This is a genomic window from Pseudoramibacter faecis, from assembly GCF_036289405.1.
In the GTDB taxonomy this organism is placed as follows: domain Bacteria; phylum Bacillota; class Clostridia; order Eubacteriales; family Eubacteriaceae; genus Pseudoramibacter; species Pseudoramibacter faecis.
This window is the reverse complement of sequence record NZ_JAYFFI010000011.1, coordinates 40,619-66,174: the sequence shown is the minus strand read 5'-3', so window position 1 is coordinate 66,174 and position 25,556 is coordinate 40,619. Positions and strand designations below refer to the sequence as shown.

The window sequence follows — 25,556 nt, the reverse complement described above, 5'->3', positions numbered from 1 at the left end:
CTTTTATATAGCCGTTAAGATTCCGGGGAAGAAAGCCGAATCGGTAATGGCAGCCATGGAAGTGCTGCGGGAAGAGTCTTCAGAACATTTTTCTGAGATCTTCAAGACCATTGCCGCAGGTAACGGCTTGAAATTTGAGCGGCTTTCCGAGTTGGAGCAATGAGGTACTGCGCTCCAGAAAAACTGTTCGACTGCTTGCTGGACAAGGTGTATTCAGTTATCAAAGTATAAACTGCTTGGCTACTACACGTGTTCAACTTGAAATTGCAATTTACACTTAAATAAAAAACCATTCAAAAATAAAAACAACTTAATTCTCAAATACTCTAAAGATTTAGTCTTTATCATATATTCTGAAAGGAGCGATCAGAATTATTCTTGCTATCATTTTAATATTTCTGATCAGGAAATGATATGACCAATCCATATAATCATCATAATCTCAATAACGATTTAACACCGTACGAAGAGATTCATGAAAAGACCAATCCCGAAACATCATGGAACGCACGGAATCCAAAAAAAGGATTTCGGAAGCGATCCACGGCTTTACTCGTCGCCGGTTGTTTGATCGTCGGTGGTTTGAGCGGCTTTAGCGGTTCTATTTTAGCCAATCGCATAACCGGCAAGTCAACGGCAGTTATGTATAGAACAGTTGGCCACACCGAAACAACCAGTGCCAAATCATCTTCTTCAAGAAATGGTACGCTGACGACAGAGCAAATTGCGAAAACGGCAACTTCAACCGTTGTTTCCATTACCACTGAATCCAAGGAAACATCTTCCATTTATTCAGATTTAGTCACAAAGGGTGCTGGATCCGGCGTTATCTTAACAAAAGACGGCTATATTGTTACCTGTGCGCACGTTGTAAATAACGCGACCACCATCAAAGTGAAAACCTCTGATAACAAAGAATATACCGCCAAAGTAATTGGCAGCGATTCACAAACGGATATCGCGCTCATCAAAATATCGGCATCAAATTTAACACCAGCTGTCATCGGCAAATCCAGTGAGCTGGATGCTGGCGAAACGGCTGTGGCCATTGGTAATCCGCTGGGTGAATTGAGCGGAACAGTTACGGAAGGCATTATTTCAGCCAAGGAACGTCAAATAACCATTTCGGGTCACAAAATGACTTTGATTCAAACTTCCGCTCAAGTGAATCCGGGCAATTCCGGCGGCGGTCTGTTTAATCAATATGGTGAATTGGTTGGTATTGTTGAATCGAAATCTTCCGGCAGCGGCGTTGAAGGGCTTGGATTTGCCGTTCCCATAGATACCGCAGCCAAGGTGATTGAATCGTTAAAAGCCAATGGCTATGTCAAAGGCCGGTCGAGTTTAGGTGTTACCATTGTAGATGCAACCAGTGCTCAAAGCGCTATGCGATATGGTGCCGGTCAAACGGGCGTTGTGATCGTCAGTGTGACAAAAAATTCCGCAGCAGATCAGGCCGGGCTGCAATCCGGGGATGTTATTACGGCCGTTTCTGGGAAAAAGGTATCTGAGGCCGCTGATGTCACGGCCGCTGTCCAAAAAAAGTCTGTCGGTGATAAAATCAAGATTACCATTTCAAGGGATGGCTCTTCAAAAACGGTGACCGTTACTTTAAAAGAAGCAACTAAAAGCAGCAGTTCAAGCAACAATGCAAATGCATCGGACAACTCATCGGACAACTCATCGGACAACTCAAATGATAATAATAACGAAGGTGGCAGATTATTCTAAGACAAGAGCCCCCGACGGATAGAAAATCCGTCGGGGGCTCTTTTGCTAAGGACCGGGATATTATTGCGTATAATTGGTGTTATACGCAATAATATCCCTCTTCCTCTTTTGCCGGAATGACAGATTTTTATGATTGACCAATGATACGCAGGCAAGCTTGATACGCTTCGTCAAAGGTATCCCATTTGACAACATCTCCTTCCCGAACTTCCAAATCTCCCAAACGTGCATATGAATGTGCCCCATCATTGAATGACTTAATGGCGATATCGTCCTCAGTAAAATGCGGGAATTCTAAAAACTTGCGATATAAAAAATTATCTGCCACATGTTCATCGGTTGACCAATTACCATAGGCATCGTAATAAATATTTTTCTGGCTCGTAATCGCAATGAATTGTTGATCTAGATCTTCATCGCCTGTATGATGACTGGCATGTTCAAGATCGACATTTTTAATGCGGTTATTGATGTCATCCTTAAGGCCGGTACCGGCCAAACGAATCGCTTGATGATAAGCGATAAGCTGTTGAAGATTGCGGATCTTCAACAGCCATCTTTGTTCAGATGTCCCTTTATCGACCAATACAAATAACCAATTCATTATCTTCTCCTATCTTATTCATAAATTCTTTTAAAATTAGTGCATTTCGACTTGGAATTTATCTATTTTTATACAAAACATATCTTTATGTTTTAAATTCTAATAAAATATTTTTTCAATCATTCGCTTGAATCACATATAAATAATTTTCATTTTATCACAGATCCAATCATGGATATAGCGTTGCCCCTTCATGCTTTAAATATAAAAAAGCAGCGAACGAGCTGCTTTTTGCATCACGATTGATGGTCCTTGGATTTACTGAGTTCTATTTGGCTTTCAAATAATTTATTTTGAAGATTTAAAATCGATTTACGATTGGATTCACTTTCTTCCTTCGCTTGTTTCAAGTGTTCGCGATATTGATTGAGCAACTCGTTTTTTTCTTCAAGTTGGCGCTGGCAGGCTTGTAAATCTTTGAGAATTTCTTTTTTCTCCTGTTCCAATTGATTAGATTGTTCTTTTTCATTGGCTAAATGTTCATTGATGGCAGATTGTTCTTTTTTTGCCTGTGCCAGTCGATCTTTCATTTCAGCAATATCGCGCTGTGCCTGAAAATATTTTTCCGAAATATTCATGCATCCAATAAGCATTAGCTGAATGCGATTGATATGCGGATTACTGTTCTGGATTTCTTGTAATTCTTGATTGACAAAATCTGCCAATCCGCGAATATAATCCTCATTGCCATCCACTTTAACCGGCAAGGGTGTACCCATAATGGTTAATTCAATCGACTTTCTATCATTTGCCATATCTCTCTTTGTTCCCTCCGATCTTCCTCCATGCTTTGTTCAATTTTATTATAGATAAAATGAGAAGGGTTTTCAATTTTTTCGTATATTATTTAAAAAGATTTTTATTTCTGCCATTGTAAGAATTTGGATATCTGTTTTCAGTTTAGACAGCACATCTTTTATTTCCGGTGCAGATGCGGCAATGGTATGATCCGCGATGATCGGACGCTTATACTTTTCGGCAAAACGCAAAGTGTGCATGGTTCCGCTGTTTTCATCAAATTCGGACACAATGAGAGCCTGAGCACTCATAGCTTGTAAGCGATCCCGCGCGATATAATAATGCTTTCGAGGCATCTCTTCGAGAGGTGAATATTCTGAGATTAAACATCCCCCGCCCTTAATAATTTTATTCGCCAGTTCCTGATTGCTTGACGGCACAACGGCCGTTAATGAAGCTGGCAAAAAAGCCACCGTTTTGCCGCCATTTTCCAGACAGCCCAAGTGCGCAGCCGTATCACATCCCTTTGCCAAACCACTGATCACACAGATATCGCGTTTTGCCAGCTCATGACCCATATTATATGCGAGAATCTTCCCGCTCGCTGAAGGCGTTCGGGTCCCGATCACAGCCATGCGTCTTTCTCCGAGACAGCGAAGCTCTCCCTGGTAAAACAGCAGAGCAGGGCCATCCGATGTTTGAAAACACGTGGGAAACATCTCATCGAAAGGTGAAGTCATTTGAATGGCCGCTTTGCCGCAAAGTTCTAAAATTTGCTGAGCCGATTGATATCCTGCCATAAAGAAAGAAATTGGCAGCATCGGTGAAAATAAATTGACGCACATCCCAAAATCGATCAAATCAAAATAAGTCAGATGCTGATTTTCAGGCAAGTCTTGTTTTTTAAGCTGGCGCACAAATTGAGCAAAGCGCTGTCGACTCATCCCCTCTAATCGGGAAACGGCCAGCAGCGCTTCCGTCGTATTTGAATTATTCATCGCGCAGTTGAGCGTGAAGTTTCGTTTCCAAATCCACTACGATGGCATCGACAATCGGATTAATATCGTCGTCGGTTAACGTCCGTTCAGCGTGGCGGAACGTTATGGAAAATGCCAAACTCTTCTTGCCTTCGCCGATTTGTTCCCCGCGGTAGACATCAAAGAGATCGATGGATTCCATGATGTCGGCGTGGTGATCTTCGATGATTTCCCAGACCGCTGAAGATGGCAATGCTTCCGGCACGATCACCGCCAGATCCCGGGTTGAAGAAGGATATTTCGGCAAGTCATCAAAATGAATGGTGCGATTGGAGGCCATTTCAGTTAAGATGTTAAAATCAAATTCTGCCAGGAGCGTATGCTTCGGCAATACGAATTTTTTCGCGACGACTGGATGGATTTCGCCCATCTGCCCGGTAGTGACGCCATCAATCGAAATGATCGCCTTTCTCCCCGGGTGGAACAAATGGTCCCCGCCGGCTTCAAAGCGAACGGATGTTTGACCGACTTCTGCAAGAACGCGCTCTGCCACCCCTTTAAAGCTGTAAAAATCGTCAGCATTGTAACTTGTCATCACCAAATGTTTGGTTTCAATCGGCAGATCATCGGTATCCGAATTCACATGATAGGTCGATGCGATCTCAAAAAAACGGCCTGACGGATTTTTCCGGCTGTGATTCAGAGCAATCAGCGACAATTGCTCACCGGCCAAAGTGAAGCGCATCACGGCACTATCCTCGCCCAGGGGATTCATGATGACCACCGGCGCTTCTACTTTATCCATTTGCATGTCATGAATGGTTTTAAGCGACGTGAATGACGTGGTCATGGTTTGAAAATAGCCCGAACCAATGAGCAAGTCTTCAATTTTCGTTTTAAATACCTGCGCGTCGGTCTTAAGGCCGACCAAAGTCGTTCCGCCCATGATGGTGTTTGGGATGCGGTCATAGCCATAAATGCGCGCCACTTCTTCGGCGATATCTTCACGAATGCGCAGATCCCGGCGATATTCAGGGACGATGACTTTCAGCCGCTGACCGTCTGCAGGCTGAACTTCAAGGAACAGCCGATTTAAAATTTTTACAATGTCATCGGCCGAAATATCAATGCCCAGGACCCGGCTGATCCATTGCGGATCTACGGTAATGGTATGGGCTTCTTCCGGATGCGGATAAATATCAATCATCCCCGGAATGACCTCGCAAGCGCCAATGGATTCAAAGAGATAGGCAGCTCTAAGCGCTGCCACTTCACACAATCCCGGAAAAGTTCCCTTTTCGTAGCGCGCAGAAGCTTCTGTCCTGAGCCCCATCTTGCGGGAAGTTCTGCGGACGCTCGTTTTATCAAAGCAGGCTGATTCCAGCACGACATATTCTGTTTGATCAGTAATTTCTGAATTGAGTCCGCCCATGATGCCCGCGACGGCAATCGGTTTTTGCCCATTGGTAATCATTATCATTTCGGCGTCAATGGCGCGTTCCTGACCGTCCAATGTCGTGACGGATTGGTCGTCACACTGTTTGACGATGATTTCCTGACTGCCGATGCTTTGACAATCAAAAGCATGGAGCGGCTGCCCGACTTCCAGCATCACATAATTGGTCACATCCACAATATTATTAATCGGCCGAACGCCGCTGTTCAGCAATTTGCGCTGCATCCAGATGGGGGAAGGGCCAATTTTGTTGACTTTAAACATCCGCGCGGTGTAACGAGCGCACAGATCGCTTTCGACAGAGACCTTCAGGAAATTTTCAATCGGCAGCAAATCCTGAACACTCTGTGACTCCTGATAAAGTGTGATCGGCTCAATGGGTTCGTCCAGGGCCGCCGCGGCTTCCCGAGCAATCCCATAAATCGATTGGCAATCGCTACGGTTGGCCGTTAATTCCACATCGATGATTTGGTCGTTGACCCAAAAAAGATCTCGAACTTCCTGCCCCAGTTCCGTATCTTCAGGTAGAATATAAATGCCGTTCATGATTTCCTGGCTAAATAGACCGGTATCCAGTCCCATCTCTTCTCCCGAGCACATCATTCCCGGCGATTCAATCCCGCGGAATGAGGTCGGCTTCATTTTTGTGCCGTCGGCGATAACGGATCCGGCCACGGCAACAGGGACCACGGCGCCCACAAAAACATTTTTGGCACTGGTAATAATCGGGAGTATTTTATCGCCAAAATCGACATCGCAAATCTGCAATTTATCCGCGTTGGGATGCTTGGTAATTTTCGTGATTTTGCCGGTTAAAATGCCTTGAACATTGGGATTAACCGGCTGAATCGTTTCGACCTTCGTGCCGGACATGGTCAGCACATCGCCAAAGGTCTTAACATCCTGATTAACGTTGACATATTCTTTTAACCAATTTAAAGATACAAGCATGTTTTCCCTCCGATTATTTAAATTGTTCTAAGAAACGGATATCATTTTCAAATAAAATCCGCAAATCTGTAATGCCGTATTTGGTCAACGCGATGCGGTCGAGACCGAGGCCAAAGGCAAAGCCCGAATAAACTTCCGGATCGATGCCGCAGGCCTTGAGCACGTTGGGATGCACCATCCCGCATCCCAAAAGTTCGACCCAGCCGGAATCATCGCAAACGGAACAGCCTTCACCGCCGCATCTGAAACAGGTCACGTCCATTTCAGCCGAAGGTTCTGTGAAATAGAACTGATGGGGACGAAATTTGGTTTTTGTTTTGTTGCCAAATAACTGCTTGGCAAAAAGATCCATCGTTCCCTTCAGATCGGACATGGTAATCCCCTTATCGATCACAAGCCCCTCCATTTGGTGGAAGACCGGTGAATGGGTGGCATCGATTTCGTCGGAGCGATACACGCGCCCGGGGGAGACAATGCGTAACGGCGGCTTTTGTTCGAGCATGGTCCGAACCTGAACCGGCGACGTCTGCGTTCTTAATACCATATTTTCCCGATAATAAAAAGATTCCTGTTTGTCTCGCGACGAATGATCCAAAGGCATGTTCAAATCGTCAAAGTTATACTTAACCCATTCAATTTCCGGCCCTTCGACAATCGAAAATCCCATTCCCAGAAATATATTTTCCAATTCGCCGGTAACGATATCCAAAGGATGATGGCCGCCGATTGCCGGCGCCTTCCCGGGGAGGGTCACATCGATGCGTTCTTTTGTCAGACGGGCCTCCAGAGCTTTGGTTTCCATTTCGTGTTTAAAACTATTGAGTCCGTTTTGAATTTCCTGACGAACCTCATTGGCCAGTTTGCCAATGACGGGGCGTTCTTCTTTCGAGAGCTTTCCCATCCCTTTCATGAATTGGGTCATCGCCCCCTTTTTCCCCAGAAATTGAACGCGAACATTGTCCAATTCTTTCATATCCTTGACTTTGGCCATTTCATCTTGAAACATCTTCTTTATTTGATTTAATTGATCTTTCACGGCGTAACTCCTTTCAAATAAAAAAATCCTTATATTTAAAATATAAGGACGAAAATTCCGCGGTACCACCTTGCTTACCCGGCAAAAAATTATTCATGCCGAATCACTCAAACACATAACGCAGGTCGTACGTTTCAGCCTACTCGGTTTCAGCCGAAATGCTCAGAAGCGAAACTTCTCGCAAAGCGTTCAAATACCTCTCAGCAACTGGTATTTTCTCTTAAGAACCTTTAATTTGCGGTACAAACTTCTTCATCGCAAAAATATGATTGACAAGCATACATCATAATGCCTGCAGCAACGGCAACGTTCAAAGACTCAGCTTTCCCTAAGATGGGCAGTTTCCAAAGAGAATCGCATCGTGCCTCTATTTCAGGGCGAATCCCGTGGGATTCACTGCCCAAAATCAATGCGAATTTAGATAAACCTTCGCTTGCCTGTGGCGGCTTCAGAGATGTTTTTCCCTGAAGCGAAGCGCCGATGATCGGAATCTTGTTTTCTTTTAATTCGTCAATAACAATTTCTGCCGACCGATCCATCTTTATCGGCAAATGAAAGCAAGATCCCATTGACGCGCGCAACGTTTTTTCATTATAAATATCCACACAATTATCTAAACAAACAACGATGTCAAAGCCGGCGGCATCTGCGGTTCGAATGATGGCTCCCATATTTCCGGGATCGGACATCCCGTCCAACAGGATATATTTGTGATAGGATCCCTCTTTTGCTTCCCTTTTTCTGGCAACACACAAAATGCCTTCCGGATGCATCTGAGATGACAAATGGGTCATCACAGCATCTGCAACAATCGTGTGTTCAAGCGAGGACGCAGCCGTTAATGCAACGTTCTTCTGAAGCCAGCTTTGACTGACCAAAATATGGTCAATGGGAATTTGAGCCGCTATTGCCTCTTGGGCCAGTTTCCACCCTTCAAAAAAGTAGCGGCCGCTCAAATCTCTGTTTTTCCGCCGAGATAGAGCCTTAATTTCCTTAATCAGCGGATTTTGTTTTGACGAGATAATGTCTGGAAACTTTTGCATAAACTGTGTTTCAAAAACAGATCAGAGCCCGGTAAAAGATTAAATTCCCGGGGTGTCTGACACATTTAGAGATTTTCTTTCGCGACTTCAGCCAATTTGCTAAATGCAGCGGCGTCATTCATCGCCAGGTCAGCCAGAATCTTGCGGTCAATGGCCACATTGGCAACCTTCAGACCATGCATCATCTTGCTGTAGTTCAGATCATTCAAATGTGCAGCCGCATTGATTCTGGTGATCCAAAGTTTGCGATAATCCCGTTTCTTCTGTTTACGGCCGCTGTAAGCAGAACGCAGCGCCCGCATAACCGCTTCGTTAGCCGGGCGATATAATTTGCTCTTTGCACCGTAATAACCCTTTGCAAGCTTCAAAATCTTTTTATGTTTTTTATGGGCATTAACCCCTTTTTTAATTCGAGCCATTTTATTTCCTCCTTGTTTCCACGGTTATTTTAACAACATTTTGCGAATATTTTTAGCATTGCTGGGGACCAAATAACCGGCCTTTCTCAGCTTTCTTTTCCGCTTTTGAGTTTTCTTGTTTAAAATGTGACTTTTATAGGCCTTTGCTCGTTTGATAACACCGGATTTCTTAATTTTAAAACGTTTCGCAGACCCACGATGTGATTTCATCTTTGGCATAATTCTTCCTCCTATACTTGCGTAACTTTTATTCTTCTTTTCCTTGTTTTTTCTTTGATTTATCCTTATTGCCTTTTGGCGTTAAGAAAATGGACATATTACGGCCTTCCAGTTTCGGATTTTTCTCAACTGTTCCGACTTCTTCAAGCCGCTTGGCGAAATCAAGGAGCACCTGTTTTCCCTGATCGGTATAGGCCATTTCACGACCTCTGAACCGAATCGTCAATTTGACACGGTGACCTTGCACTAAAAATTTTTCAGCATTTTTCGCCTTAACCTGAATATCGTGTTCCTCAACGCGGACAGACATCCGGATTTCTTTAATGCTGACTGCTTTTTGTTTCTTTTTAGCTTCTTTTAACCTGCGTTCTTCTTCATAGCGAAATTTCCCGTAGTCTAAAATTTTACAAACTGGCGGTTTTGCATGTGGAGATACTTTTACCAGATCCAAATCATTTTCATCGGCAATTTTCTGAGCATCCCTTGGAGCCATGACACCGAGCATATCCCCGTTAGGGCCGACGACCCTGACTTCGCGATCACGAATTCGTTCGTTGATTTCGTGCTGCATGTCTTTTCTTTTTGCTATTGTAATACACCTCCCATTACAACAAATTACAACAAATAAAAAAGCAGGTGAAACAAATCACCTGCATCAAAAGCTTGTTAAAGTCTTATGACCCATTCTCCCAAAGAGATAGGTGAGAGGCACCGCCTCCACTTTGTTTCTTTGATCATTATAGAGAAGCCTTTTACCGATGTCAAGCACTAATTATAATTATTTATGCGAAGGAATCCCGCAGCTGCAGTTCGCGTTTTTTATTCATGATATCGACGACTTTTAGAAAAGCATCCACGGGGATATTATGCAGCTGCACGCCGTCTCGGATTCGGACCGAAACGGTGTTGGCTTCTTTTTCCTTGTCGCCGACAATCAGAATATACGGCAGGAGTTCTTTACGGAATTTGGAAATTTTTCCCCCCATCTGTGCATCGCGATCGTCGACTTCAACGCGGATGCGATGGTCGCGCAGCTGATCTGCAATGCTCTGGGCATATTCATTGTGGAATTCTCTCACCGGAACGATCCCAACCTGCAAGGGTGACAGCCAGAACGGGAACTTGCCGGCAGTGCTTTCGATAAGTAATCCGATAAATCTTTCCAACGAACCGTAAATAACTCGGTGAATCATCACCGGCACTTTAAGTTCTCCGTCTTTATCCATATAAGTCAAGTCAAAGTTTCTCGGCAATTGGAAGTCCACCTGAATGGTCCCCATCTGCCAGGTTCGATCCAGGGCATCTTTCATCATGATATCGATCTTCGGGCCGTAAAATGCACCGTCACCTTCATTGATATCATGACCGCCTTCGCCATAACGCTTATCCAAGATTTCCTTTAATGCGGCTTCCGCTTTATCCCAGAGGGCGATGTCTCCCATGAAATCTGCCGGCCGTGTCGATAATTCCGGGCGATATTCCAGTCCAAAAATACCGTAGAACAAATCGGCAATGTCCAAGATGCCGTTAATTTCATCATAGATCTGATTTTCTGTAATGAAGTTATGTGAGTCATCCTGACGGAACATCTGCACCCGCAACAACCCGTGCAGCTGACCGGATTTTTCCTTCCGATGGAGTACATCACAATCTGATAAGCGCAGAGGTAAATCGCGATAGCTTCTGGTTTTGCGTTTATAAACCACGATGGCATTCGGGCAGTTCATCGGCTTAACGCCATAAATTTCATTTTCGCTGATCGGAATCACAAACATATTATCTTTGTAATGGTCCCAATGGCCGGACTGGCGCCAAAGTTTATTGTAATTGATCTGGGGCGAGGAAATTTCTTGATAACCGCGTTTTTCGTGTTCATCGCGCCAGAATTCCAATAAGGTATTAAAAAGTTTCCATCCTTTCGGCAGCCAGTAAGGCATTCCCGGAGCAGTATCATCCAAGAAAAACAAATCCAGTTGCGGGCCAAGTTTGCGATGGTCGCGCTTTTGAGCCTCTTCTAATTTAGCCAGATGTTCATCCAGCAGCGATTTCTTCGGGAAGGCAACCCCATAAACCCGCTGCAACATCTTGTTATTTTCATCACCATGCCAGTAAGCACCGGCCAGGCTCATAATTTTAAAAGCCTTGATTTGTCCGGTGCTTCGGATATGCGGGCCGGCACAAAGGTCGGCCCATTCTCCCTGTCCATAAAAAGAAATCGTTTCATCTTCCGGCAGGGCTTCAATGAGCTCCGTTTTATAAGTTTCATGTTCTTTTTCAGCCCAAGCCAGAGCCTCTTCACGGCTTTTGACACTGTATTCGATGGGATAATCAGCTTTAACGATCTTTCTCATCTCGGCTTCAATAATTGGGTAATCGTCCGGCGTAATGGCGTGTTTCAAATCGACATCGTAATAAAAGCCATTATCAACAGCCGGACCGATTGTCAGCTGGGCATCCGGCCAAATGCGCTTAATGGCCTGCCCCATGACATGTGATGCCGAATGCCAAAATGCCTTCTTCCCTTCAGTGTCGTCAAAGGTTAAAAAACGGACCTTACAATCATGGTCGACTTTGGTTCGCAGGTCCACCACTTTGCCATCAATCATTCCGGCCATCACTTTTTTAGCTAATCTCATGCTCAGCGATTTAGCCATTTCGTGAATACTCAATCCATTTTCAAAGTCTTTGACGTCACCGTCAAGTAATGTGATTTTCATGTTATCCTCCATTGTTAAAATAAAAAAATCCCTTTATATTCAATAACGAATATAAAGGGACGATTGAACGCGGTTCCACCCTTTTTGGCACGAACGGTGCCCTCTTTATTTCTGGGTAACGGTCAGAGTCCGGAGCCGGTTAATCCCGGTCTACTCCAAGGCGGTCTCACGAAAATGATTCTTAGGATTTTCACAGCAACTAATCCCTCTCTTGAAGAATCCATTTTCTTCGGTCCTTTTCAATGCATTTTTAATGATTGAGTTTTATTATAGTCAAAGTTTTACATAAAATCAAATCTTTTTGAAAAAATGAAACTCTACAAAACAGCTCAAAGTTTATCGCCCCTTTTGGCTGGAACCGGCGTATCCGCCGTTTCCCAGATCCGAATCTTGGGCGCTAAAACTAAATACCTTGTACGTTGCATTCACTTTTTGAAAGCCAACCTTTGCCTGATAACGGTCTGTTAATTTTAATGTAATCTGATACTCCCGGTTCTTCGCAATAACCGACGGGTTTGAGACATTAATCGGAGAGCTCACACTTGTATAGGTGCTGATATCTCGGACAACATCAACGCCATTGGCTGCATCACCGCCGGAAAGCATTGTGTCCAGATCCTTTGCAAAAACAGTCGTCATATAGGTTTTGGCCATGGTAAAATCTTTTTGATAAGCAGCCTGATAAAAGGCCACTGCATCTTTTTTCATTTGATCAATTTGATCCTGTGACAGCGTATTGTTTTTTGTCGTCTTTTTCTGCAAAGATTTGTTTATATCCTTAGGCACCGTCACTTCTGGTTGGCCAACGCTTTTTGAAGAAACCCTATTCTTTTGTTGGTAATGTTTCCACACATTAAATCCTGCAGCGGCGGCCACTATCAAAACCAAAATAACAAGTAACACAATTTTTTTCTTCATAAAAAAACCCTTCCAATCACACGATTAATTTTTAAAATATATATTTGCCGTTGAATATCGATTTTATTAAATATTATACTGTAAACAAAAGAGAGCGTAAAGAAGATTAAATTTTATTCTTTCTTTTTATTGACAATTTTTTAGTCATATTGCAAAATAGTGCTGAAAGGAATAAAAAAATGGGACTTGAAAAAATTAGTGAATACAAGAAAAAAATGCATCTGACAACCAAAGAACTATCGAACCGCTCCGGTATTCCGATCAGCACATTGAGCAAATTATTAACAGGTGAAAGCAATAATCCAACGCTTAAAAATCTTCAAGCTTTGGCCAACGTTTTTGAATGTTCTCTTAATGATTTCGGCGCACTGGATACTTTTGATTTGAGTATTTCCAATTCAGAGCGAGAACAGATAAGAAAAATCCGAAAAATGGATCCTTATGGACGAAAAGCTGTGAATACCTTAATCGATATTGAATTCGAACGGATTTTACAAACAGAATCCAATCCTGACGTAGCCAGATGGGTGGATCTCCCCTTTCAACTGCTTAAAGCTTCGGCGGGATCCGGTCAATTTCTGGATGCTGAGAACTTTGAAATGCGGGCATTTAAAAATCCACCGGTTAGTGCCGATTTTGCACTGAAAATTTCCGGCGACTCCATGGAACCGAAATTTTCCGATGAAGAAACCGTTTTTGTCCATCAGCAACCGGATCTTGAAGATGGGCAAATTGGTATTTTTGTTTTTAATGGTGAAGGATACATCAAGCAGATGGACCGAAAGGGGCATTCCCTTATTTCGCTCAATACTAAATACGATCCCATATTAATTACCGGTTCTGATCAGTTTCGAATCGTGGGAAAGGTTGTCGGCAAAGCTCAACGTTAAATATTTAAGTGCGCGTCAAACCAAAAGATACCGCCAGGATAAATATGAAATGCTGGTGGTGTTTTTTATTTCCAAATTCAAAATGATAGCAATAAATACCGATGAAATGATAATTCCATATCCATAATATTACCTACATAATTTAAGTGTTCCCGCAAGAGACAGAAATCCCCGGTCATAATAAAATCCGGCTGACCTTCCCCCGGAAAATCAGCCGGTTAAAACAGCATCATTATTCAACGTGTCATTGTATTGTCAGCGTCGCGTTTTTTTAACAGCCGCAGTTTGATTTTTCGCAACTGCTGTCCGCGTGTGCTGGTCATCAGAACGCCAATAACGATCATGCCAAAAGCAATTCCCAGCATCGCGCCCTGTGCAAAATCAAACGCGCCATTCGGCGTTTCCGGCTCAAAAAACAACGTAATGAGATATATAACTATCGAAATCAATGCCGCGATATAAAATATATGCAGACGCTTTGTCAGTTTCAGTTTTTCTTCATTGCTGTAGTCAGCCACTTTCAATACGGTTTCTTTCATTTCATGATTCATTTGCTCGCGCTTTCTTTCTCCGTCTAACAATTCTCGAATATCGACTTTATAATAGTCTGCCATCTCCATAAGAACATCCAGATCCGGCATATTGCTGCCGGTTTCCCATCTGGAAACCGTACGTCGAGACACGTTCAGCGTTTCCGCGAGCTGTTCCTGGGTGACCGTTTTCTCCCTGCGAAGCTCTTTCAAAAAAGCTCCGATCTTTTGTTGATCCATGGGTTGCTCCCTCCTTTTGAGAACAGAATATTTCAGATGGCAACAGAAAAACAGGACACAGCGCGAGCAAACGGCTTGATTTTTGACATGGGACAAAAATGTCTCTTGATCAATATCGTTTTTCCCCATATTTTAATCAATTGGCAATTCCGTTAAAATCAAAGCGGGATATCTGCTAAAGTGGATCCCAAATCATTTATTTTCGATTATAAATCATAAATCTTTATTGCCTTTTCATCAAGCTTGTGGTTTTCGGCATACAAAAAATCTGAATCTCATTGAATTGAGATTCAGATTTTATGGCTTATTAAAATATTCTTCTATCCTTTATGCAATTCAGACAAGCATTATCCCTTCTTGTTCATCTTTCTTTTATTTGCAATTACGCCCAATACTATTAAAATTGCCGCTCCTGTCAAGAAGGCCGCCACAGGAAGCAGTAACGATGTGTTGTCGCCGGTTTTTGCAGCTTTTACATTTTTTTCGGGTTTCGTAGGCTTTGTCACATGTTTGTCATACATCGTGACGGTTTGATCCCGTCCTGCCACAAATTTAATCGATTCGTGATTCAGTTCGTAATCTTTTGGAGCGACAACTTCTTTGAGAATATATTCTCTTCCGGCCACAAGATTCTTAATGAAGTGAGCATTCTGCGTAGAGGTCCATTCGTCAACCAAATCGCCGGTTTTGGCATCCAAGACTTTCATCTTTGCCCCGGGAAGTTCCTTTTTGCTGGTGATGTCTTTTTTAGTGACGGACACATTGCTGAACCTGAGCCATTGCGCTTTAAACGAAGTCGCTGCTGCAGTATCCTCCATAACTTTAAGCTGCCCCAAGTTTTGTTTGTCGGGCGCTGTCCTAACAATTATTGCCTGATAACCAAAATTTTTGCCGACACTTCCTGTGCTGTATTCTCCGGTCACACCGGCATCAGCTTCTAAGTGGAAGGAGTCTCCCGCAGAAAGCGTGATGTGTTTGGTTAAGACCGTCCCGTCTTTTTTGATCAGCCTGACGCCTTCCGGCAGATCGAAACTTAATGTTTGACCCTTGTCTCCTTTAACTTCATTTTCTTCGGTAACCTGAACTTTTTTCGCCGAATCCCACGAAACCTTCAGTTCTGATTTCGCGAACTGTGTGGCCTCAGTCGGCGGTGCCGGCTGAGTGTTAAGAAATTCTTTAAATTCCTTCACACCTTTAATATGGTTACTATTGGTTTTTTTGTAAAAATCGCTGAGTACGCGGGAAGTAACGACGACCCCTTTCGCTTCATTGTCCTTAAAGCCACTCCATGGCTCTTGGCCATATTGTCCGTAGTAAAGCGCTTTAAGCACATTGACATCATTACTGATCTCTTCGTCTAAAGCTTCACTCGGTCCGCCATTAACATCTGCTTCAACACAAAAGGCTTTTTTGCCTTTATATTCAAAAACGGTCGCAGCTTGTCCATCCCAATTTCCAACTGATTTACTCGTAATTTTTTCACCTTCAGCATGAACAGGCGTCATCGTTGCCGGGATCAGGAATAGCATCATAAACGCCAGGGCCGCTATCATCATTAATGCATGTCTCTTGATGGTCATCAAATTCTCTTTACCGCTCACTCTTGGCCTCCCATAATTTAGATTAAAATTTTTATTATAACATATATGTTCTAATTAAGGTTATTATAACACACATTTTAATTTATAAAAGTAATTTTAAATACTTTTTTAATTAAAATTATTTTTGCTATTGACATTGCTTTAACACATTTATCCAATACTTTTCGCCAGATATCTGAAATAAATTTTATTTATGTGTGGGGTTCCGGAATCTTTACAAAAATAATTCTACTGTGCGTTTGCATGAACTGTCAACATGTTTTCATCCCGGACGAATGGAAATGCCCTTTGATCACAATTTTTGAAACTTAAAAAATTGTAGAATTTCAGTTAAATACATATATTTGTTTCTCCAAAACTTTTTCTTAAAATTTTTGGCGAAAAAGGAAAATCAATGTTATAAATTAATTATTTTTTAAGTAAGAAGGAGGCTGGCGATTTTCAGGCAATCTATCAGCATTTAAAAATTCAGGGACTGTCCTTTTATTTCCAACCATTATTTATTTGATAAAACGCATAAAAATAGTCTGAATCACTGAGAGAGGAGCTGAACAACGGACGAACAATTTTGGGAGGCGCTAACCCTTACCCTTTAGCTAAACCTTGCGTTTGTTATGCGGCTATTTGAAGTGACATTTGTGTCGATTTTATGTTCTCACTAAAAGACGATGCCATTAGAATAAAGAGCAGAATACGGTGCGGCTTTTAGCGGATCTTCAAATTACCTCAATAAGCAATTTTCTTTTTCAACTCCGCGGCATGCAAATGAATACGTACATTCACGCGTCTCGACAAGTTCAATACAGAAAGAACAAAAAAATTGCACCAGTATCACAATGACCTGATGCGAAAAGAAAAAGACAACCCGGGTTGCGACCAGATCATCTTTCCATAAAAAAACTTGGCCGAAACCAAGCTATCTCTCAAAAATGGTGGAGATGAGGGGATTCGAACCCCTGACCTCGTAAATGCGAATCACGCGCTCTCCCGGCTGAGCTACACCCCCACGAGACTATTGAATTATTTAAACTGGCGGAGAAGGTGGGATTCGAACCCACGTGCCCCGGAGGGCAACCGCATTTCGAGTGCGGCTCGTTATGACCACTTCGATACTTCTCCAAACGACCACTTTTGATATTGTAAACTGGAGAATAAAATCTGTCAAGGATTTTATATTGAATCAATGAAAAAAAATATCTATAATGAAAATAGATTTTCAATCATTGTATTTAAAGTTTAAAAGGAGATTTTCATGGCGGAACAACTCGGCTTTATCGGTGCCGGCAACATGGCTCAGGCCATTTTTAAAGGTATTCTAAAAACAAAAAAATTTACCGCAACCGATATTCACATCTATGATCCGGACGGCGACAAGCTTCAACAACTGACAGAAGCATACGGCGTGATTGGTGAAGCTTCTAATATCAATGTTTGTACTCAAGCCGATGTGCTTTTTCTATGTACAAAGCCCAACGTTTATCCAACGATCATCAACGAAATCAAATCGGCTGTTAAAGAGAATAACGTGATTGTCACCATTGCCGCGGGTCAATCTATTCGCCAAACAGAATCGCGCTTTGAAAAAAAGATTCATCTCATCCGCGTGATGCCCAACACCCCTGCCTTGGTGGGCGAAGGCATGGCCGCTCTGACGGCCAATGCCCTGGCTACAGATGCTGAATTGGCACTGGTGCTTTCCATCTTCCGTTCTTTGGGGAAGGCCGAAATGGTGCCGGAAGCTTTGATGGACGCGGTTACCGGCCTGTCCGGTTCAGCGCCCGCTTTTGTCTTTATGTTTATTGAAGCCCTGGCAGATGGTGCCGTGCAGACCGGGATGCCGAGAGCGCAGGCCTACACCTTTGCGGCTCAAACCGTTTTGGGTTCTGCCAAAATGCTGCTGGAAAGCGGCAAACATCCGGGCGAACTCAAAGATATGGTCACCTCTCCCGCCGGCACAACCATTGAAGGAGTTCTTTCCCTTGAAGCCAATGGTTTCCGCAGTGCTGTCGCCAATGCCGTGATCACTGCAACTGAAAAAAGCGGCATCATGGACAAATAAAAAATTTCAAACAAAAAACTGCACCGCGATCCACGAACCACGGGTGCAGTTTTTTTTGTTGATGGTTATCATCTGCCTTGTAATTTACACATTAAACCGGAAAAAAGTCACATCGCCATCCTGCATGATATAATCTTTACCCTCTGTTCGGGTGACGCCCTGCTCTCTTGCCTTTGCTTCGGATCCCGCCTGAATCAAATCATCGTAGGAGGTGATTTCAGCCTTGATGAATCCCCGTTCAATATCGGTATGAATTTTTCCCGCCGCTTTTGGTGCTTTGGTCCCTTTGGGGACGGTCCAAGCACGGCATTCGTCCGGTCCGGCCGTCAAGAAAGAAATCAGCCCCAAAAGCCGATAGGCCACGGTAATCACGCGATCGAGTCCCGATGACGACATGCCCATCGCCGATAAAAATTCTTCACGCTCTTCATCATCCAAAATCGCGATTTCTTCTTCTATTTTTGCCGAAATTTTAATCACTTCCGCCGGTGCCACTTTTCCCCTTAACGCTGCAACATAAGCGTTATCTTCCTGCAATTCATCCTCGGCGACATTGGCAATATAAAAAAATGGCTTGGTGCAGATCATCTGAAGCTGTGAAATCCAACGCCATTCATCATCATTAAAGGCTGTTTTATCCGGCTTTTTTCCGTCTTCCAAATAGAATTTAACCTTCTCTAAAACATCCAATTGTGTTTTTGCCTCTTTGGAGGCTTTTGCTGCCCGGCGGGTCTTATCGATTCGGCGATCAATCATTTCCAAATCTGCAAAAATCAATTCCAAGCTAATGGTTTCAACGTCGTCAATGGGGTCAATCTTCCCCGATATGTGAACCACATTATCATCATCAAAGCAACGAACCACATGAGCAACCGCATCCACTTCGCGTATATTGGCTAAAAATTTATTCCCCAGGCCTTCCCCTTTGCTGGCTCCTTTAACCAAACCGGCAATATCGACAAATTCAATCGTGGTCGGAACGATTTTTTTCGTTTGGTACATTTCCCCCAGGACCTTCAATCGCTCATCCGGCACGGAAACGACACCGACATTGGGATCAATGGTGCAAAAGGGATAGTTTGCGGATTCTGCTCCCGCTTTTGTAACCGCATTAAAAATAGTGCTTTTGCCGACGTTTGGCAGACCAATAATTCCAATTTGCATAGTTACCTTCTTTCACACGCTCGCATTCCGATCAAAGATTTACTGTTCTTCGGTCGGACGCAAATTATCCTGCCAAAGCCGTTCCAAATCGTAAAATTCACGATCCTGTTCATGAAAAACGTGAATAATCACATCGTAATAGTCCAATAAGATCCAACGCGACGTGCGTTCTCCCTCGACACTTTTGGGCATCATCCCCCGCTTTGAGGCTTCATATTGAATGTTTTCGGCAATGGCATGAACCTGACGTTCACTCCCGCCGCCGGTAATCACAAAAAAATCCGCATACGAAGCAGAGTCGCGCACATCGATGATTTTTGTCCGAATCCCTTTGCGGTCTTCAATCCAAGACTGTGCCAAATCGGCAAACGCTTCCGATGAAATATCAAAAATTTGATTGTTATTTTCCTGGTTCACGATACTCTTCTCCTTTTAATGGTCGACATTTCTTTTTTAAAATTAACGCATTGCGTGCATTGATTGTCCGCGGGTGAATGAGGCCCCCGATGGCATTAATATAGTTGATGGTATTCGAGAAAGCCATGAGACACGCTTCATCCAAGTCATCTTCTTTGCAAGCTTCCCTCAAGTTCTCGACACCGGGATAACGACGGCCGGGTTCGATAAAATCCGCCAGATAAATAATTTTTTCGAGCGGCTGCATGTTTTCACAACCCGTAGTATGATACGCAATGGCCGACAAAATTGCTTCGTCTTTGATCCCATATATTTGGCGTGCGACAACAGCGCCAACCGGGCCGTGGAGCAGCTGAGGCTCCGCAAGTGTGATCTCATCCAGCGGCAGCTTTTCGGTTCGCGCAATGTCGATCAATTGCCTGTTTGTATAGTTTTTAGCGCAGTCGTGAAGCAAAGCCGCAACACGCGCCTTTTCATTATCAACGTTAAAGCGCCTTGCCATTTGCTCTGCGCTTTTGATGACGCCGAGGGTATGGATAAAACGACGGGGCTTTAATGTCTGTTTGAGCTGATTTTGTAAATTTAAAAATTCCTCGTTTGTCATATTATCGTTCTTCTTTGATTCGATAAAGATGATGTCTTTCGATATAAGCTTCTACGGGTTCAGGAATTAAATATTTAATAGACTGCCCCGACGCAATCCGCCTGCGGATTTCGGTTGAGGTGATGTCCATTTCTGCCGACATCAATCCATGGATGTTAGCATGATATTTTTTGCGCAAGCGCCGAACGCGCCGCCGCCATTTAGAAACCGGATAGCCCGGACGGGTTGCTGTGATAAAACTGATACTTTGCAAAAGCTCTTCTGCCGAACGCCATTGGGTAATCTCAAACATAATGTCTGCTCCCGTAATGAAATACAGCTCGCTTTGGGGATACATTTTTTTGATTTCGCGGATAGTGTCAATGGTATAAGATTTGCCGTACCGATCAAGTTCAATCGATGCAACAGCAAACTTAGCATTCGATGCAATGGCCATATTAACCATTTCAAAACGTTGTTGGCGCGTGACCGACACATTTGTTTGCTTGAAAGGATTATCCCCTGCTGGAATAAAGATTACCTTCTCTAAATGAAATTCGACACGCGCTGATTCAGCTAAATGTAAATGTCCCAGATGAATGGGATTGAAGCTGCCGCCCATAATACCAATTTTTTCCATGATCGTTTTTTCTCACAATTAGAAACGCATATGTTATGCTTTTGGATTCGGATTTTTTTTAGTCGGAATGTTTATCTTGATATTTTGCGGATTCCGTTTAAAGAGCACAAAAGTTGACCCCATCACGTCGACAATATCGGCTTTTAAAGCCTTTGCCAGAATTTCAGCAGCTTCTCCGGCATCCATCATCGCATTTTGTTGGACCTTGCCTTTAATTAATTCCCTTGCGACAAGTGCGTCTTTAGTTTGGCTAATCAATGACGGTTCGATCTCTTTTTTACCAATTAAAATCACGGGTTGTTCTTTTGATGCCAATCCCCGCAAATAACTGCGTTGTTTGCTGGTTAACATAATAAAATCACCTTTATTTAAAATATTCGAATTCAATACCTTCGATTGAAACAATATCTTCTTCTTGAATGCCGGCATCCTCCAATGCTCTGAAGATGCCAGCATCCTTCAGCCGTTTTTGGAAATAACCAACGGAAGTCAAATCATCAAAATTAACAGAATGAATGAGTTGATCCAGAAAACTTGCTTCAACATAGTAGACTATTTCTCCGCCATTACGCTGTTCTTTTATAATATCAAATGCACGACGCTGACGATCCGGCAGGGTATAAGTCACATTATTTTCCGAAATCTCTTCAGAAAAAATCTCAGTTTCCGGAATTTCGGAAAGCAACTGAAGCGTCCGGCTTAATAACGTATCAATCCCATCTCGGGTAACCGCGGAGATACCGTAAACTTCGTAGCCTTTCGATTCAAGTATTTCTTTAACCCGTTGAATTTTTCTTTCATCAGATACATCACATTTTGTCAAGGCAACAATTTGCGGTTTTTGTTTTAATTGATCACTATATGCAGCTAATTCCCGATTAATCGTATTAAAATCTTCTAAAGGGTCTCGATCTGCGGCAAAACAATCCTCAGAGACATCCAGAAAATGAATGAGCATTTTCGTGCGTTCGACGTGTCGCAAAAAAGATAAACCGATGCCAGCGCCTTCCGAGGCACCTTCAATGATACCGGGAATATCGGCGACAACAAAAGTATCGAAATTCTTCCACTCAACAACGCCTAAATTAGGCTCCAATGTTGTAAAAGGGTAATTTCCGATTTTAGGATTCGCCTTGGTAACAATCGAAAGAAAGGTCGATTTGCCAACATTAGGCAAGCCAAGCAATCCCACATCCGCCAATAATTTAAGCTCTAAAATTAAAGTTTTTTCTTCGCCCTTAGAACCGCCTTGAGCAAATCGCGGAGATTGTCTCGTCGATGTTGTGAAATTATAATTTCCGAGACCACCCCGGCCGCCTTTGGCAACGATACATTGCTGTTCATCTTCATTAAGATCACATAAAACGCGACCGGTGCTTCTATCTTTAATAATAGTTCCAACCGGGACATGGACAATAATATTTTCTCCCATTTTTCCAGAGCTTTTATTTGCAGAGCCATCATCGCCGTTGCCGGCTTTGTATTTCTTTTTATATTTAAAGGGGGCCAGCGTCCTTAAACCGCGGGTCGCCTGCAAAATCACATCGCCGCCTTTGCCGCCGTTGCCACCGTCCGGTCCGCCTTTTGGGATATATTTGGCTCGATGAAAGGTCATGCCGCCGTGGCCGCCGCGGCCCGCTTTGACATAAATTTGAACTTGGTCTATCAATGCATATCACCTGCATTTCCTTTTGGTATCAATTATTTTGTAATATGAACAAAAGGCTGTCACACATGATGCGACAGCCTTTCGAAAGACACTTTTAGTTAACAGCTTCTCTCGGATACACCGAGCATTGCTTTTTGTCACGGCCCTTGCGTTCAAAGGCCACAACGCCATCGCACATTGCGAATAAAGTATCATCGCCACCTTTGCCAACATTAACTCCAGGATGGATTTTGGTACCACGCTGTCTCACAAGCACATTACCTGCAATGACGTAAGCGCCGTCACCCTTTTTAACACCCAATCTCTTAGATTCGGAATCACGGCCGTTCTTAGAACTCCCAACCCCTTTTTTATGGGCAAATAACTGTAAATTCATTCTAATCATGGTATTTACCTCCGCTGATCGTATTTTTCTCTATCACCTTTACATAATCTTGATATTCATCCGCTGTCGCCCTGACATTGAGTTCATAGGTATCTATCAAGGCTGCGATGGCGGCTTTTTTTTGAGGGTCGCTCGAGAGCGGCACATTAAAAATCGTATGTCCCGGCTTGAGGGAGACAATAACCGCTTCATCCTTTAGCCCAACAACTTCGGTCAATCCATTAATAACGGCAATTGTTAGCACGGAAATGCCAGAGCAAACAATATCTTCTCCTGCATCTGCATAACCGCTGTGTCCCGTCACCCGAACCGATTGAATGTTACCATCGCATTTTTCAAAGCGAATTGTAATCATTATGCTTCGATTGCCGTGACTTTAACTTTCATATAGGGCTGACGATGTCCTTGTTTACGGCGATAGTCTTTTTTCGCCTTATACTTATAGACAATGACTTTGCCGCTTTTTCCAGTTTCAACAACTTCAGCCTTGACAGCGGCCCCGTCAACAACCGGCGTTCCAATCTTCAAGTCAGCGCCTTCACCAACAGCCAAAACCTGATCAAAAACAACCTCATCATTTGTGGTTTTGTCCTTCAGCTTTTCAATTTCAATAACATCGTCTTTTTCAACACGGTATTGTTTACCGCCTGTTTTGATAATAGCGTACATGGTTAAACCTCCTCATACCAGTCTCGCCACAATGGGTGTTGAACTTTATGACCCACAGAGTGCGGCTACTTAACTGCTACATCATATCAGAATCATTTATAAGCGTCAAGCTGTGTTGACATTTCTTTTGAATCTTTAGAAATATTCTAACTTGATTCAAATCAAAATTTAGAATTGTAAGTTAATTATTTTTTCAATAATAACTTAAATCTTACTTTAAATTATGATAAAATATCTTTATTATTCTATATTTAAGAGAGGTTTTTATGCATGCAGTTAACGTAGGATTTTTGTCTCTTTTGCCGCCAATTCTTGCCATTGTCTTAGCACTTTGCACCAAAGAGGTAGTCTCATCTTTATTAATTGGTATTCTTTCCGGCTCGATGATCTACGCCGTTTATACAGGCGGCGGCATTATCGAGATGGCAGGCGTGGCATTTGGCACCGTATCCAAAACCGTAGGCTCCCCTGACAAGTTCAATATCATATTATTTTTGGCATTATTGGGCACGTTAGTTTATGTCGTCACGAAAGCCGGAGGTTCCCGCGCATACGGAGAATGGGCTGCTGCTAAAATGAAAAGCCGAAGAGCCGTTCAACTGGCTACCAGCGCTCTGGGCGTTTTAATTTTCATCGACGATTATTTTAATTGTCTGACCGTTGGCACTGTCATGAAACCTGTCACCGACAAATTCAGGATTTCGAGGGCGAAGCTAGCCTATATTATTGATGCGACGGCCGCGCCCGTATGCATTATTGCACCGATTTCCAGCTGGGCGGCTGCTGTTGGATCAACGCTTGTCAAAGCCGGAAAATTCTCCAACGAATTAGGCGCGTTCGTTGCGACTATCCCCTATAACCTCTATGCTCTTTTAACCATTATTATGGTTTTGACGCTCTCTGTTACCAATTTGGAATTCGGACCGATGGAAAAAGTCGAATATGAAGCGCAAAAACATGGCAAACTGGGAGTCATAGACCAGATTGACCAGGATGAAAAAGCCGAAAAAAGGGGTACCGTGCTGGATCTCGTCATTCCGATCATCGCATTAATTATTTTTTCTGTCCTCTCGATGTTGTGGAACGGTGGTCTTTGGTCGGGAAAGGGTATCTCAATCGCAGAGGCATTTGGCCGATGTAATGCATCTGCCGCTTTGGTGCTCGGTGGATTTTGGGCATTGGTTTTAACCTTCCTGCTTTTTGTTCCGCGAAAGTTGATTTCTTTCCACGAATTTTTTAATGGTGTTGCCGAAGGGATCAAAAGCATGGTTCCTGCCTATATTATCCTGACCCTGGCTTGGACCATTGGTGCTCTTTGTCAGGATTATTTAAATACCGGCGTTTTTGTCGGCCAGCTCATTCGGGCATCACACATGCCCCTGCAGTTGATCCCGGCTATTGTTTTTGCCGTTGCTGCTGGGCTCTCCTTCTCCATTGGAACCGCTTGGGGAACCTTCGCCATCTTTATTCCCATCGTTGTTTTTATATGTCAAGCCAGCGCCCCCGAATTGATGACCGTTACGCTTTCAGCAACGCTGGCAGGCTCAGTTTTCGGCGACCATTGCTCCCCTATTTCGGATACGACCATTTTGTCGTCGACAGGCGCAGGATGCAACCATCTGCAACATGTATCGACCCAACTTCCTTACGCCGCAATTGTCGCTGGCTGCAGTTTCTTAGGCTATCTGGTTGCTGGACTAACATATGGAAATGTCTTTGCCACTTTGGGTACCGGTCTTTGCGTGCTGATCGGCTTGCTCATTATCCTGCACAAGCACAGTGATAAACGGCTGCATCAATTCATTGAATCCGGACAAAAATAATTTAAGCACCCTCATTAAAAAGCAACGTTAACTAACGGTGCTTTTTTTGAATTATATTGACAAGTTCTCATTTGTTA

Annotated in this window: 26 protein-coding genes, 2 tRNA genes and 2 other annotated features; of the genes, 4 read left to right on the top strand and 24 right to left on the bottom strand. The window is 43.3% G+C overall.

Going from position 1 to position 25,556, the window contains the following annotated elements; translation table 11 throughout:
- The first annotated feature begins 414 nt into the window (after window positions 1–414).
- Window positions 415–1,731: a S1C family serine protease gene (locus V3C63_RS08285; protein ID WP_329887325.1), complete on the top strand. Its 1,317-nt coding sequence runs from the start codon at window positions 415–417 to the stop codon at window positions 1,729–1,731.
- A 127-nt stretch (window positions 1,732–1,858) separates the two neighbouring features.
- On the opposite strand, the gene V3C63_RS08280 is transcribed toward V3C63_RS08285, so the two are convergent.
- From V3C63_RS08280 to V3C63_RS08230, 11 genes are all read right to left on the bottom strand, one after another.
- Entirely contained in the window at window positions 1,859–2,335 is a 477-nt protein-coding gene (locus tag V3C63_RS08280; RefSeq protein WP_329887324.1) for a hypothetical protein, read from the bottom strand.
- A 236-nt stretch (window positions 2,336–2,571) separates the two neighbouring features.
- Window positions 2,572–3,090, bottom strand: a complete 519-nt coding sequence (locus tag V3C63_RS08275; protein WP_329887323.1) for a cell division protein ZapA — start codon at window positions 3,088–3,090, stop codon at window positions 2,572–2,574.
- A 72-nt stretch (window positions 3,091–3,162) separates the two neighbouring features.
- Window positions 3,163–4,071 carry a DNA-processing protein DprA gene (locus V3C63_RS08270; protein ID WP_329887322.1) on the bottom strand — a complete coding sequence of 303 codons (909 nt, stop codon included), beginning with the start codon at window positions 4,069–4,071 and terminating at the stop codon, window positions 3,163–3,165.
- Entirely contained in the window at window positions 4,064–6,457 is a 2,394-nt protein-coding gene (pheT, locus tag V3C63_RS08265) for a phenylalanine--tRNA ligase subunit beta (RefSeq protein ID WP_329887321.1), read from the bottom strand. Before pheT ends, V3C63_RS08270 begins: the two co-directional genes overlap by 8 nt.
- A 13-nt stretch (window positions 6,458–6,470) precedes the next feature.
- On the bottom strand, window positions 6,471–7,493 hold the full coding sequence (gene pheS / locus V3C63_RS08260; RefSeq protein ID WP_329887320.1) for a phenylalanine--tRNA ligase subunit alpha: 1,023 nt from the start codon (window positions 7,491–7,493) through the stop codon (window positions 6,471–6,473).
- Between the two features lie 41 nt (window positions 7,494–7,534).
- Window positions 7,535–7,758 (bottom strand) — a binding site (T-box leader).
- Window positions 7,724–8,536, bottom strand: coding sequence for a TrmH family RNA methyltransferase (locus V3C63_RS08255; protein WP_329887319.1), 813 nt, complete (start codon window positions 8,534–8,536; stop codon window positions 7,724–7,726). Its footprint overlaps the feature before it by 35 nt.
- Window positions 8,537–8,601: 65 nt before the next feature.
- Window positions 8,602–8,955: a 50S ribosomal protein L20 gene (gene rplT, locus V3C63_RS08250; protein WP_329887318.1), complete on the bottom strand. Its 354-nt coding sequence runs from the start codon at window positions 8,953–8,955 to the stop codon at window positions 8,602–8,604.
- A 24-nt stretch (window positions 8,956–8,979) separates the two neighbouring features.
- A complete protein-coding gene (gene rpmI, locus V3C63_RS08245; protein WP_006598005.1) occupies window positions 8,980–9,174 on the bottom strand; it encodes a 50S ribosomal protein L35 in 195 nt (64 codons plus the stop codon).
- Between the two features lie 28 nt (window positions 9,175–9,202).
- Window positions 9,203–9,745 (bottom strand): translation initiation factor IF-3, encoded by a 543-nt coding sequence (gene infC, locus V3C63_RS08240; RefSeq protein ID WP_329887317.1) that lies wholly within the window; start codon window positions 9,743–9,745, stop codon window positions 9,203–9,205.
- A 211-nt stretch (window positions 9,746–9,956) separates the two neighbouring features.
- On the bottom strand, window positions 9,957–11,891 hold the full coding sequence (gene thrS / locus V3C63_RS08235) for a threonine--tRNA ligase (protein WP_329887316.1): 1,935 nt from the start codon (window positions 11,889–11,891) through the stop codon (window positions 9,957–9,959).
- A 52-nt stretch (window positions 11,892–11,943) separates the two neighbouring features.
- Window positions 11,944–12,143 (bottom strand) — a binding site (T-box leader).
- A gap of 84 nt (window positions 12,144–12,227) precedes the next feature.
- A complete protein-coding gene (locus V3C63_RS08230; RefSeq protein ID WP_329887315.1) occupies window positions 12,228–12,809 on the bottom strand; it encodes a hypothetical protein in 582 nt (193 codons plus the stop codon).
- 179 nt (window positions 12,810–12,988) lie between these two features.
- On the opposite strand from V3C63_RS08230, the gene V3C63_RS08225 reads away from it, so the two are divergent.
- Window positions 12,989–13,699: a LexA family transcriptional regulator gene (locus V3C63_RS08225; protein WP_329887314.1), complete on the top strand. Its 711-nt coding sequence runs from the start codon at window positions 12,989–12,991 to the stop codon at window positions 13,697–13,699.
- Window positions 13,700–13,935: 236 nt separating this feature from the next.
- On the opposite strand, the gene V3C63_RS08220 is transcribed toward V3C63_RS08225, so the two are convergent.
- From V3C63_RS08220 to V3C63_RS08205, 4 genes are all read right to left on the bottom strand, one after another.
- Window positions 13,936–14,469 carry a helix-turn-helix domain-containing protein gene (locus V3C63_RS08220; protein ID WP_329887313.1) on the bottom strand — a complete coding sequence of 178 codons (534 nt, stop codon included), beginning with the start codon at window positions 14,467–14,469 and terminating at the stop codon, window positions 13,936–13,938.
- Between the two features lie 347 nt (window positions 14,470–14,816).
- Window positions 14,817–16,070 (bottom strand): prealbumin-like fold domain-containing protein, encoded by a 1,254-nt coding sequence (locus tag V3C63_RS08215; RefSeq protein ID WP_329887312.1) that lies wholly within the window; start codon window positions 16,068–16,070, stop codon window positions 14,817–14,819.
- 930 nt (window positions 16,071–17,000) lie between these two features.
- A tRNA-Ala gene (locus tag V3C63_RS08210) sits at window positions 17,001–17,076 on the bottom strand.
- A gap of 24 nt (window positions 17,077–17,100) precedes the next feature.
- Window positions 17,101–17,189, bottom strand: a tRNA-Ser gene (locus V3C63_RS08205).
- 133 nt (window positions 17,190–17,322) lie between these two features.
- On the opposite strand from V3C63_RS08205, the gene proC reads away from it, so the two are divergent.
- The gene (gene proC, locus V3C63_RS08200) at window positions 17,323–18,129 is read left to right on the top strand and encodes a pyrroline-5-carboxylate reductase (RefSeq protein ID WP_329887311.1); all 807 of its coding nucleotides are present in this window, start codon (window positions 17,323–17,325) and stop codon (window positions 18,127–18,129) included.
- 84 nt (window positions 18,130–18,213) lie between these two features.
- Here the strand turns inward: proC and ychF are convergent, their stop codons facing one another.
- The 9 genes from ychF to rplU form a co-directional block, all read right to left on the bottom strand.
- Entirely contained in the window at window positions 18,214–19,293 is a 1,080-nt protein-coding gene (gene ychF / locus V3C63_RS08195) for a redox-regulated ATPase YchF (RefSeq protein ID WP_329887310.1), read from the bottom strand.
- 39 nt (window positions 19,294–19,332) lie between these two features.
- The gene (gene rsfS / locus V3C63_RS08190; RefSeq protein ID WP_329887309.1) at window positions 19,333–19,710 is read right to left on the bottom strand and encodes a ribosome silencing factor; all 378 of its coding nucleotides are present in this window, start codon (window positions 19,708–19,710) and stop codon (window positions 19,333–19,335) included.
- Entirely contained in the window at window positions 19,694–20,314 is a 621-nt protein-coding gene (gene yqeK / locus V3C63_RS08185; protein WP_329887308.1) for a bis(5'-nucleosyl)-tetraphosphatase (symmetrical) YqeK, read from the bottom strand. The genes rsfS and yqeK overlap by 17 nt, the downstream gene beginning before the upstream one ends.
- A 1-nt stretch (window position 20,315) precedes the next feature.
- A complete protein-coding gene (nadD, locus tag V3C63_RS08180) occupies window positions 20,316–20,933 on the bottom strand; it encodes a nicotinate-nucleotide adenylyltransferase (RefSeq protein ID WP_329887307.1) in 618 nt (205 codons plus the stop codon).
- A 33-nt stretch (window positions 20,934–20,966) separates the two neighbouring features.
- The gene (locus V3C63_RS08175; protein WP_329887306.1) at window positions 20,967–21,284 is read right to left on the bottom strand and encodes a YhbY family RNA-binding protein; all 318 of its coding nucleotides are present in this window, start codon (window positions 21,282–21,284) and stop codon (window positions 20,967–20,969) included.
- Window positions 21,285–21,297: 13 nt separating this feature from the next.
- The gene (gene obgE, locus V3C63_RS08170) at window positions 21,298–22,602 is read right to left on the bottom strand and encodes a GTPase ObgE (RefSeq protein ID WP_329887305.1); all 1,305 of its coding nucleotides are present in this window, start codon (window positions 22,600–22,602) and stop codon (window positions 21,298–21,300) included.
- A 94-nt stretch (window positions 22,603–22,696) separates the two neighbouring features.
- The gene (gene rpmA, locus V3C63_RS08165; protein WP_329887304.1) at window positions 22,697–22,987 is read right to left on the bottom strand and encodes a 50S ribosomal protein L27; all 291 of its coding nucleotides are present in this window, start codon (window positions 22,985–22,987) and stop codon (window positions 22,697–22,699) included.
- A complete protein-coding gene (locus V3C63_RS08160; protein WP_329887303.1) occupies window positions 22,980–23,342 on the bottom strand; it encodes a ribosomal-processing cysteine protease Prp in 363 nt (120 codons plus the stop codon). Before V3C63_RS08160 ends, rpmA begins: the two co-directional genes overlap by 8 nt.
- Complete coding sequence (rplU, locus tag V3C63_RS08155; RefSeq protein ID WP_329887302.1) at window positions 23,342–23,656, bottom strand: 50S ribosomal protein L21; 315 nt, start codon at window positions 23,654–23,656, stop codon at window positions 23,342–23,344. The genes V3C63_RS08160 and rplU overlap by 1 nt, the downstream gene beginning before the upstream one ends.
- Before the next feature lie 266 nt (window positions 23,657–23,922).
- Here rplU and V3C63_RS08150 point away from each other — a divergent pair, with 266 nt between their 5' ends.
- On the top strand, window positions 23,923–25,479 hold the full coding sequence (locus V3C63_RS08150) for a Na+/H+ antiporter NhaC family protein (protein ID WP_329887301.1): 1,557 nt from the start codon (window positions 23,923–23,925) through the stop codon (window positions 25,477–25,479).
- Window positions 25,480–25,556: the final 77 nt, after the last annotated feature.